This window comes from Martinezella rhizogenes, from assembly GCF_000799715.1.
GTDB lineage: Bacteria > Pseudomonadota > Alphaproteobacteria > Rhizobiales > Rhizobiaceae > Rhizobium > Rhizobium rhizogenes_C.
This window is the reverse complement of the sequence record NZ_JUHG01000017.1, coordinates 271,003-283,233: the sequence shown is the minus strand read 5'-3', so window position 1 is coordinate 283,233 and position 12,231 is coordinate 271,003. Positions and strand designations below refer to the sequence as shown.

The window sequence follows — 12,231 nt, the reverse complement described above, 5'->3', positions numbered from 1 at the left end:
CGAACCAGATTATCAGGCCGTCTTGCCGGCGGCCTTACCACTCGAATTGACGCACGCCATCAATCACATCACGTCCTTTCCTGACAGCAAAGGCCGGAGCCTCCGCGGCACGGCCCAGGATATAGCGCACGCCTTGCACGGGCGAGCGATGCTCCGGCGGCTCGGGCACATAAAGCGCCTGCTCCTGCAAATCCTGCGGCGGCTGATCCGCCTCGGAATATCCGACGATCATCGGATCGCGCGTATCGCATTGCGGCATGCAACGGTCGAACTGTGTGACATCCGAGGAGGCTACAGTTTTGACACTCGTGACCTTGGCATGGGCTGCAACGCGCTTGACCGGCGTGCTGGCTTTCGCAGCCGCCGACTTGTTCGCGGTAGCCGGTCTGAAGATCGGCGTTGGCAGCACGGTCGGGCTGGCGTCGATGGCCGACTGAAGATCATTCGCCGTCGCAAAATTCCTGGCATCGGCAACTTCGATCGCGCCGCGCCCGCCAATATCGATCGACGACATCAGCGGAGTTTCCGCCTCCGTGCGAGCAACCGCATATAGTCCCGCAACCGTCACTCCGCAGACGAAGAGGCCGACGCCAACTTTTCGGGCCAGTTCGCCTGCGGCACCAGGCACTTTGGTTTGCTGCATGCTCATTGCTCTCTCCATTCGACATTTGTCTGAAGTGAGAGTTCACACCACAATTGCGGCGCCCCTTTTGCCGAAAAGTGGCCAAGAGCAGGCGAATTGCAAAGAAATGTTGTAGGGCGCGCCTAGTTTCGGCGCTTTTTTGCTCAGGACGAGCGGCCCTGCTTGACGTTAGCGCGGTCGGAAACGCTGAAGCCCAACCGCTCCGAAATCTCGCCCACGGCGCGAAGAAGGCTATCGAGATAGCTTTCCCGGTTTCTCAAGCCATCCTCTTTCGGCGCCACCAGGCAAAGCGTTGCGATACATCGCCCGTCTTCCTGCTTGATCGGCGCGGCAAAGCAATGGGTGAAGTTTTCCACCTCGCTGTTGAAGGTGAAATAGCCGTCGATTGATGCCTGGCGAACTTCACCGATGAAACGGCTCGGGTCGAGCTGCTTGCCGTTCGGCAGGACGAAGTCCTCCGGCGGGATGAAATCGAGTATCTCGGCATCGCTCAGGTGGGAAACCAGCAGACGGCCGGATGCCGTCCACGGAATTGAAACGAGCTCGCCGACATTCGAGGAAATACGGAACGGACGGATGCCCTCGCGCATCATCGCGACGGTGTATTTGTTGCCTTCCAGCATGCACATCTGCGCCGTTTCGCGCGTCTCCTCGGCAAGACGCGTCAACAGGGTATCGGACTCGCGCATCAGATCGAACTGATCCGCATAGGCCGTGCCGAGGAAATAGAGCTTGCGGCCAAGGAAGACCCGGCCATCACCGCCCTGGTAGTCGAGCATGCCGTGGCGCAGAAGAAGGTTCACGAGTTCATAGATCGACGAGCGCGGCGCGCCGATCTCGACGGCGATCTCGTTGGGGCGCATCGGTTGACGCCTGGTGCGCAGAAACTCAAGAATTTCAAAGGCACGATCAAGGCCGCGCGTCCGTCGCGATACGATATCGTCTGCGCCTTCAGCCATCAAACATGCTCCATTTCCGGGGAATAGGCGCGACCGTGACAGTCGCGCCCGAACAACTCAACCTCTATCGGCGCGATAGGCGACGCAATCGACTTCCACCTTGCAATCGACCATCATCCGGGACTGAACACAAGCGCGCGCCGGCGGGTTCTTGCCGAAATACTCCGCATAGACGCCGTTGAAGCTCCAGAAGTCGCGGGGATCGTCAAGCCATACACCGACGCGAACCACATCCTCGATGCCATAGCCGGCTTCGTGAAGGATGGCGATCAGGTTTTCGATGGCCTTGCGGGTTTCCGCGATAATGCCGCCACCGACGATCTCGCCTTTCTCCATCGCGACCTGACCGGAAACATGCAGCCAGCCATTGGCTTCGACCGCGCGGGCAAAAGGCAGGGCTTGCCCGCCGGCTCCGGTTTCGCCGGCACCGTAACGCTTGATAGTCATATGACCTCTCTCTTTTCTTCTGGATTCTATATGTCAGCAGGCGGCACAAGGCCGCCTGTCATTCAGTTGAAGCTGGACGTCTTCAGGAATTCGGCAAGCCGTTCTGTCTTCGGCTTGACGAACATCTCCTTCGGATCGCCCTCCTCGCCGATAAGGCCCTGATTCATGAAGATGACCCGCGACGAGACCTCGTAGGCAAAGTGCATCTCATGGGTGACGAGCAGCATGCTCATGCCATCGGCGGCAAGTCCCTTGATCACCTGCAGCACCTCGCCGACCAGTTCGGGGTCGAGCGCCGAAGTCACCTCGTCGAAAAGCATTAGCCGTGGGGTCATGGCAATGGCGCGGGCGATTGCCACACGCTGCTGCTGACCGCCGGAAAGCTGGCCCGGATAATGATCGGCGCGGGATGCCAGGCCCACCCGTTCGAGCCATGTCTCGGCAACCGCGCGAGCCTCGTCGCGGTGCATCTTCTTGACCTTGATAAGCCCGAGCATGACGTTGCGGGCAGCCGTCATATGCGGGAAGAGATTGAATTGCTGGAAGGCCATGCCGGTCAGCGCCCGCTGGCGGGCGATGTCCTTTTCGCTCTTGCGCCGGCGCGCGCCACCGGCGTCGTCATAGCCGATCGGCTCGCCCTCGAGCAGGATCCGCCCGCCCTGGAATTCCTCGAGCATATTGATGCAGCGGAGCATCGTCGTCTTGCCCGAGCCAGAGGAGCCGATGATCGAAATGACCTCGCCCTCCCGCATGGTGCAGTCGACGCCCTTCAGTACCTCGACCGGGCCGTATTGCTTGCGCAGCCCCTGTATTTCGAGAAGTATCTTGCTCATGATGATCGAGCCCTCACGACGGAACGGCGGTCTTGCGCTCGACATATTTGCCGAGACGCTCGATGCCGTAATTGATGACGAAGTACAAAAGCCCCGCGAAGAAATAGAATTGGAGGCTCATGAAATTGCGCGAGATGATCTCCTGCATGCGCAGCAGCAACTCGGCGACGCCGATGACGGATAGCAGCGTCGAGGCCTTGACCATCTCGGCCGCGGTGTTCACCCAGGCTGGCAGGAACTGGCGCAGCGCCTGCGGCCAGAGCACATAGGCAAAGGTCTGGCGGAAGGTGAGCCCGATCGCCTTTGCCGCTTCGGTCTGCCCCCTCGGGATCGCCTGCAACCCGCCGCGCACGATCTCGCCGACATGCGAGGAGCAGAAGATTGCGAGCGCGAAAACACCGGCCTGGAATGGGCCGAGATCGATGCCGATAGTCGACAGGACATAGTAGCTGGCCAAAACCAGAACCAGAACCGGCGTCCCCCGGACGAAATCCGTATAGACCCGCACGAAAAAGCGCAGCACCGGATTGCCATAGACGAGGCAAAGCCCGACGAGGACGCCGAGCAGCGAGCCGACGACGATCGCAAGCAGCGAGATGGACACCGTGAGGCCAAGCCCCTTGAGAATGGCGAGACGCGCGATCCAGAGCTGATCGAGAAAAGCGGTAAAATCGGTCATGACATCACCTCGGGACGGCAAGGCGGCGCTCGACGACGCGCATCAGCGCGGCCAGCACGACACAGGTGAAGACGTAGAGGCCGGAGGTGACGAGCCATGTCTCGATGACGCGAAAGCTTTCGACATTGATCTTTCGTGCCTCGAAGGTCAGCTCCGGTACGGCGATGGCCGCCGCAAGCGAGGTGTCCTTAAAGAGCGAGATCACCGTCGAGGAAAGCGAGGGCAGCACATTGCGGAACATCAAAGGCGCGATGATCGAGACGCGGATCTGCATCGGCGTCAGGCCGATGGCAAGGCCAGCTTCCGACAGTCCCTTCGGGATGGACAGCAGGCCGGCACGAAAGACCTCGGCCAGATAGGCACCCGAATAGATCGACAGCACCGCGATGAAACTCTGGACCTTACCGATACGAAAGCCCATCTGCGGCAAGGCGAAATAGGCAAAGAGAACCAGCACAAGGATCGGCAGATTACGGATGACCGTCACGTAAAGTGCGGCGGGCCGCCGGACCCAGCCGCTTTTCGCCGTCAGGGCGAAAGCGACGAGCAGGCCGATCAAGGCACCGATCAGGATGGAAATGAAAGCCAGACCGAGACTGAGCAGCAGACCTTCGAGAAGCTGGTCGAAGCTGCGCCAGACGGCGGCGAAATTGAGCGTATAACCCATGGCGCAATCCTGCAATCAAGGGTGAGGAAAGGACGGAAGGCGACCTTCCGTCCTCGACGATATCACTTGTATTCGACTGGGAAGCCGATTTGCGGCGGTGCCAGATCCTTGCCGAACCAGGTCTTGTAGGACTTGGCATAGAAGTCGAACTCGACGCCGGTCATTGCCTCATGCAGGGCGGTGTTGACGAAGTTCAGCCAGTCCTGGTCACCGCGCTTGACGCCGCAGGCATAGGTCTGCGGGTTCCAGCCGTAGCCGGCATCCTTGTAGCGGCCGGGGTTCTGCGTCATGTACCAGGCAAGCGATGACTGGTCGGTTGCGACCGCGTCGGAGCGGCCGGATTCCAGCGCCTGATAGATCAGATCCACCGATTCATACTGGTCGACGGTCGCGTCCGGCAGGGCGGCATGCACCATCGCCTCAGCATAGACGTTCTGGAGCACGGAGATCGTGACGGACGAACCGGCGGCCTTGAGCGTGGCATAATCCGCGTATTTGCCATCGGCCTTCAGCATCAGCCCGACGCCCTCGCGATAGTAGGGGATGGTGAAGGCGATCTGCTGCGCGCGTTCGCCGGTGACTGTCATGAACTGGCAGGTCAGGTCGACCTTGTCGGTGGTGATGTTCGGGATACGCGCGTCGGAAGACTGGTTGACGAACTCGATCTTGTCCGGATCGCCGAACAGCGCCTTGGCGACGATGCGGCCCATGTCGATGTCAAATCCTTGAAGCTTGTCATCGGCGCTCTTGAAGTGCCACGGCGCATTGGTGCTGCCAGTGCCCATGACGAGATGGCCGCGAGCAAGCACCTCGTCGAGCTTGCTTTTGGCCTGCTGGGCGGCGGCGGGCATTGCAGAAATAAGGAAGGCTGTGGCCAGCGAAAGCAGGCTGGCGCGAAGTGAGACGGTCATGACGTTCCCCTGTCAGATAGTTGTTTTCAATGTCCAATATTATGGACATGTGTCCAGTTTACTGGACTTTCATATTGAGCAATGCAATTTGAGAATTGTCAAGCGTTGGGAGAGGCAGAATCTGCGCGCGCAGATGCAACCGCGCCAGCGCCTTTCCATAAGCACCTTCAGCGTCAGCACGAGGCACGCACGGAGCGCGTCGACTTCAGTCGATATTCAGAGGTGGTTTGCGGACGACGCGGATTACATCCGCTTGTCGTCAGGCGGTCTCGCCTTCGATCAGTTCAAAACCGAGATCGATGGTTTGCGAAGGCGCGTCGTCGAGCACGAGTTGAGCGGCGACCTGCCCTACCGCCACGCGCGGAGTGCGGATGGTCGACAATGGCTGCGGCGTCACCCTGGCCATATCCAGACCGTTGTAACCGAAAATGGCCAGTTGCGACGGAATGGAAATGCCCCGCGCCATGCAGTGGAAATAGCCGCCCAACGCCATGTCGTCGTTGGAGAAATAGATGGCATCGAGGTTCGGCACACGCGCAAGCAGCCTTTCGAGCCCGAGCCGGCCGGCCTCGACCGAGGATGCGCCTGGATGAATTTCGCGGCCCGCAAGCGGCTTGCCTTCTGCTTCCAGCGCGGCGCAGAAGGCTGCGAAACGCTTGCCCGCACGCGTGTCGCGCACCAGATCATGGCCGACATAGCCGATGCGGCGATAGCCGCGCCGCAGCATAAATTCCGCACTCACGCGCGCCGCCACGGCGTTTGAGAAACCGACCGCGAGGTCGAGCGCCGTACCATCGAGGTCGAGCAGTTCCACGACACGGCAACCGCTCGCGCGCAGCATTTTCGCCGTTCCCTCGCTGTGTTCCAGGCCAGCCAGCATGACGGCCGACGGCCGCCAGGCGAGCATGGCCGCGACCATCGCCTCTTCCCGGTCCGGATCATAATCGGTCACGGCGAAGACCGATTGATAACGGCTCGCCTCAAGCACCCCGCCCGCGCCACGCAGCACGTCCGGAAACACGATATTGGAGAGCGACGGGATGACGAAGGCGACGAGGCGCGATCCCGCCGAGGCGAGCGCTCCGGCGATACGGTTGGGCACGTAGCCGAGACGTTCGACTGCCGCCATGACGCGATCATGCGTCTTCTTGGAAAACGAGCCGTGATTGCGAAGCACGCGCGAGACCGTGCTCTCGCCCACCCCGGCCGCTTCGGCAACCTCTGAAAGCGTGACCGTGGGCTGAGGTTTGACGTTCATGTTCCCTGAAAACCCCTATGCGGCTCCGCATTATAGTCGCACGGAAGCTCGTGTTCCCGTGGCCATTTTCCACGTCCCGCTCCTTTAACACAAGATTTTTGGCAGCGCCGCCAAATTCCCATTGGCAGCGCTGCCAAAATACAGTAACGAGAAATGGCAGCGCTGCCAATTTTAGGGCGCGCGGCCGGAAGAAGGTTCTGGAGGGACCCCGGCTTTTCCATTCGGAGGAGGACATCATGACATTTCAAGCGCAGGCCACAGCCCAGGGCGAGCGCGCCGGCAATCCGGTCGAGGACCTTGCATACCGCAAGGTCTTTTGGCGAATCGTGCCCTTTCTGGTGCTTTGCTACATCGTCGCCTATCTCGACCGCGTGAATGTCGGCTTTGCCAAGTTGCAGATGTCGAGCGAACTCGGCCTGTCGGAAGCCGCCTACGGGATCGGCGCCGGCATCTTCTTCATCGGCTACTTCCTGTTTGAAGTCCCGAGCAACGTCATCATGAACAAGGTCGGCGCGCGGGTATGGATCGCCCGCATCATGGTGACCTGGGGTATCGTGTCAGCCGCCTTCATGCTGACTACGTCCGAAACCATCTTCTATATCCTGCGTTTCCTGCTCGGCATTGCCGAAGCCGGCTTCTTCCCGGGCCTTATTCTCTATCTCACCTCCTGGTATCCGGCCCGCCATCGCGCCAAGATCATCACGACCTTCATGTCGGCGATCCCCGTATCGGCCATCTTCGGCAATCCGCTGTCCGGCTTCCTCATGGATAGTTTCCATGGAACGCATGGCCTTTCCGGCTGGCAATGGATGTTCCTGATCGAGGCCGTTCCGGCAATACTCCTCGGCGTGCTGGTGTTCTTCTATCTCGATGACAGGATCAGCGATGCCAAATGGCTGACTGCGGACGAAAAGGCCATTCTGACCACCAATATCGAAGCGGAAGACCGCGCCAAATCGTCAAGCCCGCATGATGTTGCAAGCACCCTGCGCGACGGCCGCGTCTGGCTGATGTGCCTGATCTATTTCTGCTTCGTCCTCGGACAATACGGCCTGAACTTCTGGATGCCGACCATCGTCAAGGCGAGCGGCGTTGTCGGAAACCTCAATATCGGCCTGGTCTCGGCCATTCCCTACATCTGTACCTTCGTCGTCATGATCGCGCTCGGCCGTTCCGCCGACCGGCATCGCGAACGCCGCTGGCACCTTGTCGTGCCCGCCCTGATCGCCGCGGTCGGCTTTATCGCCGCCACCGCCAGCACCAGCACGACATTTTCGATCATCGCTCTTTCGCTTGCCGCGGCAGGCGCCATCAGCTGCGCACCCCTGTTCTGGTCACTGCCGACAGCTTTCCTTGCCGGCACCGGGGCGGCGGCAGGCATCGCCTGGATCAATTCGGTCGGCAATCTCGCTGGCTTCCTCGGCCCGTTTCTGGTTGGCTATCTCAAGGACCTCACCGGCAGCACCTCAGCCGGCATGTATTTTCTGGCGGCAGCGCTCGTCATCGGATCCATCGCCGTGCTGACCGTTCCGGCAAAAAGCGTCAATCGCTAGAATGAAAGGTCCTCCGGCGCCAACGGCCGGAGGACCGCACACCCCTAGGACATTGCAAGGATATCGACATGTCATCCTCCGCTGAAAACTCGCAACATCAGCTTGTCGCCGCCGTGATCGGTTTGGGATCCATGGGCCTCGGCATGGCGCGGTCCATGAAGCGCGCCGGCCTCGACGTCGTCGGCTACGACATATCGGCCGCCGCGATCGATCGTTTCGTCAGCGAGGGCGGACGGGGTGCCGCGAGCCCGGCAGCGGCGGCAAAAGATGCCGATATCGTGGTCTCCGTCGTCGTCAACGGCGGGCAGACCAGGGACGTTCTCTTCGGCGCCGGCGATGTCGCAGACACCATGAAGCCCGGGGCAGTCTTCATCTCGTCGGCGACCATGGATCCGGCGGTTGCCCGTGATCTGGCGGAGCGTTGCACGGCACTCGGCCTGCATTATCTCGACGCGCCGATCTCAGGCGGCGCGGTCAAGGCCGCCAGCGGCGAGCTGACCATCATGGCGTCTGGCACGAAGTTGGCCTTCGATGCCGCGCGCCCGGCACTCGACGCCATGGCCGGCAAGGTCTACGAGCTGGGTGACGACGCCGGAACCGGCGCGGCCTTCAAGATGATCAATCAGCTTCTGGCCGGCGTGCATATCGCCGCCGCCTGCGAGGCGATCACCTTCGCGGCCAAACAGGGGCTCGATCTCGACAAGGTCTATGAGGTGATCACCGCTTCGGCCGGGAATTCCTGGATGTTCGAAAACCGGGTGCCGCACGTTCTCGAAGGAGACTATTCACCACGCAGCGCCATCGAGATTTTCGTCAAGGATCTCGGCATCGTACAGGACATGGCCCGCACGGAGCGCTATCCGACCCCGCTCGCCGCCGCCGCGCTACAGATGTATCTTGCCGCATCGGGTGCGGGCATGGGACGCGACGATGACGCCTCGCTTGCCCGGCTCTATGCGCAGCTTTCGGGCACGGTTCTGCCGAACACATGAGCGACGAAACGCGCAAGCAGTAAACGGAGACAATCAGCATGCCCGTCTTTGCGGCCAACCTGACGATGATGTTCAACGAGTGGCAGTTTCTCGACCGCTTCGACGCGGCGGCTGAAGCCGGTTTTACCGCCGTCGAATACCTCTTCCCCTATGAATTCGCGCCGGAAGCAATCGCGGAACGGCTCAAGCGCAACGGATTGACCCAAGCGCTTTTCAACATGCCGCCCGGCGACTGGAACGGCGGCGAGCGAGGGCTTGCGGCCCTTCCCGATCGCTTCGAGGAGATGAAGTCGAATGTGGAGAAAGCGCTCGACTATGCCGAGGCAACCGGCGTCAAGCGCCTGCACCTGATGGCCGGCCTGGCCAAGCCCGACGACGAAGCGGCTATCCGCGCCTATCGCCGTTCCGTCGAATATTGCGCCGGACGGCTTGCCGAAAAAGGGCTGGACCTCGTGCTCGAGCCGATCAACGGGCGCAACATGCCGGGCTATTTCCTCAATGACTTCAATCGTGCGCGATTGTTGATCGGGGAGTTGGCCCGCCCCAATCTCAAGCTTCAGTTCGACATCTACCATCGGCAGATCATGCATGGCGATGTCGCAATCGCCTTGCGCGAGATGATGCCGATCATCGGCCATATCCAGACCGCGAGCGTGCCATCAAGGCAGGAACCATGCAGCGAGGAGCTGAACGACGCATATCTCTTCGCCGAGATCGACCGGCTCGGCTATGAGGGCTTCATCGGCTGCGAATATATTCCGCGAAACCATACGCTCGACGGCCTCGGCTGGTTTGCACCGTTCAAAAGGATAAAGGGATGACACTCTTGCTCGGAGCGATTGCCGACGATTACACCGGTGCGTCGGATCTCGCCAACACGTTCACCAAGAACGGCCTGCGCACGGTACAGACGATCGGCATCCCCGACCCGGATCTGCCGCTGCCGGATGTGGATGCGGTCGTTATCTCCCTCAAGATCCGCTCGGTCGCGGCGCAAGATGCTATTTCCGCCGCAAGCAAGGCCGAAGCCTGGCTGCGCGCTCGCGGGGCGATCCATGTCCTCTACAAGATCTGCTCGACCTTCGATTCCACCGATGCCGGCAATATCGGCCCGGTGACCGATGCGCTGCGTAATGCTGCGGGCGGTGACCCTGTGATCGTCACCCCCGCCTTCCCGGAAACCGGCCGCACCGTCTATGCCGGCCACCTCTTCGTCAACGGCGTTCCGCTCGACGAGAGCCCGTTGAAAGACCACCCGCTCAATCCGATGCACGACGCCAACCTCGTGCGGGTTCTTGCCCGGCAATCCTCCGGTAGCGTCGGGCTCGTCGATCTCACGACTGTCGCCGGTGGTCCGGACGCTGTCCGCGCACGGCTTGCCGCTCTTCGAGAAACCGGCGTGACAGCTGTCATCGCCGACGCCGTTTTTGAAAGCGATCTGGAAACCCTGGGCACCGTTGCGCTGGAAACGCCGCTGTCCACAGGCGCTTCCGGGCTAGGCCTTGGCCTTGCGCGAGCGCTCAGGCGTTCCGGCAGGATCTCGCATCCGGCGCGGGCAACCGAGGATGCAATCGGCCCAGTCGGTGGCCTCGCCGCCATTATCGCCGGTAGCTGCTCGACGGCAACCTTGCGCCAGCTTGCCGAAGCCGAGCGTTCGATGCCGGTTCTGCGGCTCGACCCTGAAAAACTGCTCTCGGGGCATGACGAGCTTTCCAACGCAATCTCCTGGGCGGGCGACCGGATATCGGCCGGGCCGGTGGTCATCGCCGCAAGCGCCGATCCGCAAGCCGTCGGCCGCGTGCAGGCGCGTTATGGCCGGGAGGCCTCCGGTCATGCCATCGAACATGCCACGTCGACCATCGCCGCCGAACTGGTGTCTCGCGGCGTGCGGCGTCTGGTCGTGGCCGGTGGCGAGACATCCGGTGCTGCCGTCGACAGGCTCGGCATTCCCGCTTTCCTGATTGGCCGGGAAATCGCGCCGGGCGTTCCCGTTCTCAGAACCGTCGGAAACACCCAGGGGAACATGCTGCTTGCCCTGAAGTCCGGAAATTTCGGCGGCGACGACTTCTTTGCCGCAGCACTTTCCATGATGCATTAGGCAATCGAGGCAGGGACACAATGACGGAAGAAACGGAACTACGCGACAAGATCGCCCGCATGGGCGCACTCCTCTACAATCGCCAGCTTGCCCATGGCAGCGCCGGCAATCTCTCCGTCCGCCTCGAAGATGGTTCGATCCTGGTGACGCCCACCAATTCAAGCCTCGGATTCCTGGATCCTGCCCGGATATCCAAGGTTTCTCCCTCGGGCGAGCTTCTGGCCGGCGATCCGCCCTCGAAGGAAGCCTTCTTCCATCTTGCTGTTTATGAACAACGGCCCTCCGCGCGTGCCGTGGTGCATCTTCATTCCACTTATTCGGTGGCCGTGTCCTGCCTGTGCCATGACAATACCGACAATGTGCTGCCGCCGCTGACCGCCTATCACGTCATGCGAGTCGGCAAGCTTCCGCTGCTCAAATATTTCAGGCCGGGGGACCGAGCCTTGGCCGACGCCGTGCGTCTTGCCGCCCGTGACCATCGCGCCATGCTTCTCGCCAATCATGGACCGATCGTTTCGGGCAAGACATTGGAAGAAGCAGTCTACGCTTACGAGGAGCTGGAGGAGACATCCAAGCTCTTCTTCCTGCTGGGAGACCGCAAGACGTCCCCCCTTTCCCTCGAAGCAGTTGCCGAGCTCAACGAGGCATTTCCAAGCTGATTACAGCCCTCGGGAACAAAGACCCTCCCGACCGAATTTAGGTGAACGGCGTATTCACGCCATGTTCACGTGCACAGAGTCATTCTGGAAACACTCGATTAACCGAGTCGAAGATTTGCATTTCAAGACGCATCGCGTCGGAGGTGATCATGATGAAGAAGACAATTCTCACGGTTTTGCTCGCAGCTACGGTCGCCGGCAGCGTGTTGGCCCCAGCCGGCTTTGCCCAGGCGCAGGAATATGGTCGTTACCGTGACTGGAACGATGGCCCGCGGCGTCATCACCACCACAATGGCGGCGCGATCGCCGGCGGTGTGGCAGCGGGGCTCATTGGCGGCCTGATTGGCGGCGCTATCGTCAATGGTGGTGGCGGTGGTTATGGTTACGCAGCTCCTCCTCCGCCCCCGCCGAGATGCTGGACGGAGAGCCGTCCAGTTCAAAACGAATATGACGACGGCTACCATTACGAGCGGATGCGCGTCTGCGATTAAAGACCGCGAGCCTTAACGTCTAAACATGAGGCGCCGACACC

Annotated in this window: 14 protein-coding genes; 6 read left to right on the top strand and 8 right to left on the bottom strand. The window is 61.0% G+C overall.

Going from position 1 to position 12,231, the window contains the following annotated elements; all coding sequences use genetic code 11:
- Nucleotides 1-34 precede the first annotated feature (34 nt).
- From EX00_RS25685 to EX00_RS25650, 8 genes are all read right to left on the bottom strand, one after another.
- Nucleotides 35-649: a hypothetical protein gene (locus EX00_RS25685; RefSeq protein WP_047464275.1), complete on the bottom strand. Its 615-nt coding sequence runs from the start codon at nt 647-649 to the stop codon at nt 35-37.
- Between the two features lie 137 nt (nt 650-786).
- Nucleotides 787-1,602 (bottom strand): IclR family transcriptional regulator, encoded by an 816-nt coding sequence (locus EX00_RS25680; protein ID WP_047464273.1) that lies wholly within the window; start codon nt 1,600-1,602, stop codon nt 787-789.
- 57 nt (nt 1,603-1,659) lie between these two features.
- The gene (locus tag EX00_RS25675; RefSeq protein ID WP_007691716.1) at nt 1,660-2,049 is read right to left on the bottom strand and encodes a RidA family protein; all 390 of its coding nucleotides are present in this window, start codon (nt 2,047-2,049) and stop codon (nt 1,660-1,662) included.
- Nucleotides 2,050-2,111: 62 nt separating this feature from the next.
- Nucleotides 2,112-2,882, bottom strand: coding sequence for an amino acid ABC transporter ATP-binding protein (locus EX00_RS25670; RefSeq protein ID WP_047464524.1), 771 nt, complete (start codon nt 2,880-2,882; stop codon nt 2,112-2,114).
- Between the two features lie 13 nt (nt 2,883-2,895).
- Nucleotides 2,896-3,561: an amino acid ABC transporter permease gene (locus tag EX00_RS25665; protein WP_047464271.1), complete on the bottom strand. Its 666-nt coding sequence runs from the start codon at nt 3,559-3,561 to the stop codon at nt 2,896-2,898.
- 4 nt (nt 3,562-3,565) lie between these two features.
- Nucleotides 3,566-4,228: an amino acid ABC transporter permease gene (locus EX00_RS25660; RefSeq protein WP_047464269.1), complete on the bottom strand. Its 663-nt coding sequence runs from the start codon at nt 4,226-4,228 to the stop codon at nt 3,566-3,568.
- Nucleotides 4,229-4,290: 62 nt separating this feature from the next.
- Nucleotides 4,291-5,139 (bottom strand): transporter substrate-binding domain-containing protein, encoded by an 849-nt coding sequence (locus EX00_RS25655; protein WP_047464268.1) that lies wholly within the window; start codon nt 5,137-5,139, stop codon nt 4,291-4,293.
- A gap of 259 nt (nt 5,140-5,398) precedes the next feature.
- On the bottom strand, nt 5,399-6,397 hold the full coding sequence (locus EX00_RS25650; RefSeq protein ID WP_047464265.1) for a LacI family DNA-binding transcriptional regulator: 999 nt from the start codon (nt 6,395-6,397) through the stop codon (nt 5,399-5,401).
- A 236-nt stretch (nt 6,398-6,633) separates the two neighbouring features.
- On the opposite strand from EX00_RS25650, the gene EX00_RS25645 reads away from it, so the two are divergent.
- The 6 genes from EX00_RS25645 (at nt 6,634) to EX00_RS25620 (ending at nt 12,190) form a co-directional block, all read left to right on the top strand.
- The gene (locus tag EX00_RS25645) at nt 6,634-7,950 is read left to right on the top strand and encodes an MFS transporter (RefSeq protein WP_047464263.1); all 1,317 of its coding nucleotides are present in this window, start codon (nt 6,634-6,636) and stop codon (nt 7,948-7,950) included.
- 68 nt (nt 7,951-8,018) lie between these two features.
- Nucleotides 8,019-8,942: an L-threonate dehydrogenase gene (gene ltnD / locus EX00_RS25640; RefSeq protein ID WP_047464260.1), complete on the top strand. Its 924-nt coding sequence runs from the start codon at nt 8,019-8,021 to the stop codon at nt 8,940-8,942.
- Nucleotides 8,943-8,980: 38 nt separating this feature from the next.
- Nucleotides 8,981-9,763, top strand: a complete 783-nt coding sequence (gene otnI, locus EX00_RS25635) for a 2-oxo-tetronate isomerase (protein ID WP_047464258.1) — start codon at nt 8,981-8,983, stop codon at nt 9,761-9,763.
- Nucleotides 9,760-11,040, top strand: coding sequence for a 3-oxo-tetronate kinase (gene otnK / locus EX00_RS25630; protein ID WP_047464257.1), 1,281 nt, complete (start codon nt 9,760-9,762; stop codon nt 11,038-11,040). Before otnI ends, otnK begins: the two co-directional genes overlap by 4 nt.
- Before the next feature lie 20 nt (nt 11,041-11,060).
- Nucleotides 11,061-11,699: a 3-oxo-tetronate 4-phosphate decarboxylase gene (gene otnC / locus EX00_RS25625; protein WP_047464256.1), complete on the top strand. Its 639-nt coding sequence runs from the start codon at nt 11,061-11,063 to the stop codon at nt 11,697-11,699.
- Between the two features lie 149 nt (nt 11,700-11,848).
- A complete protein-coding gene (locus tag EX00_RS25620; RefSeq protein ID WP_202903767.1) occupies nt 11,849-12,190 on the top strand; it encodes a hypothetical protein in 342 nt (113 codons plus the stop codon).
- The last annotated feature ends 41 nt before the right edge of the window (nt 12,191-12,231 follow it).

What these genes read in the sequence shown, in the direction of transcription:
- EX00_RS25685 (WP_047464275.1), bottom strand. Translation starts at nt 649, where the DNA reads ATGAGCATGCAGCAAACCAAAGTGCCTGGTGCCGCAGGCGAACTGGCC.
- EX00_RS25680 (WP_047464273.1), bottom strand. Translation starts at nt 1,602, where the DNA reads ATGGCTGAAGGCGCAGACGATATCGTATCGCGACGGACGCGCGGCCTT.
- EX00_RS25675 (WP_007691716.1), bottom strand. Translation starts at nt 2,049, where the DNA reads ATGACTATCAAGCGTTACGGTGCCGGCGAAACCGGAGCCGGCGGGCAA.
- EX00_RS25670 (WP_047464524.1), bottom strand. Translation starts at nt 2,882, where the DNA reads ATGAGCAAGATACTTCTCGAAATACAGGGGCTGCGCAAGCAATACGGC.
- EX00_RS25665 (WP_047464271.1), bottom strand. Translation starts at nt 3,561, where the DNA reads ATGACCGATTTTACCGCTTTTCTCGATCAGCTCTGGATCGCGCGTCTC.
- EX00_RS25660 (WP_047464269.1), bottom strand. Translation starts at nt 4,228, where the DNA reads ATGGGTTATACGCTCAATTTCGCCGCCGTCTGGCGCAGCTTCGACCAG.
- EX00_RS25655 (WP_047464268.1), bottom strand. Translation starts at nt 5,139, where the DNA reads ATGACCGTCTCACTTCGCGCCAGCCTGCTTTCGCTGGCCACAGCCTTC.
- EX00_RS25650 (WP_047464265.1), bottom strand. Translation starts at nt 6,397, where the DNA reads ATGAACGTCAAACCTCAGCCCACGGTCACGCTTTCAGAGGTTGCCGAA.
- EX00_RS25645 (WP_047464263.1), top strand. Translation starts at nt 6,634, where the DNA reads ATGACATTTCAAGCGCAGGCCACAGCCCAGGGCGAGCGCGCCGGCAAT.
- ltnD (WP_047464260.1), top strand. Translation starts at nt 8,019, where the DNA reads ATGTCATCCTCCGCTGAAAACTCGCAACATCAGCTTGTCGCCGCCGTG.
- otnI (WP_047464258.1), top strand. Translation starts at nt 8,981, where the DNA reads ATGCCCGTCTTTGCGGCCAACCTGACGATGATGTTCAACGAGTGGCAG.
- otnK (WP_047464257.1), top strand. Translation starts at nt 9,760, where the DNA reads ATGACACTCTTGCTCGGAGCGATTGCCGACGATTACACCGGTGCGTCG.
- otnC (WP_047464256.1), top strand. Translation starts at nt 11,061, where the DNA reads ATGACGGAAGAAACGGAACTACGCGACAAGATCGCCCGCATGGGCGCA.
- EX00_RS25620 (WP_202903767.1), top strand. Translation starts at nt 11,849, where the DNA reads ATGATGAAGAAGACAATTCTCACGGTTTTGCTCGCAGCTACGGTCGCC.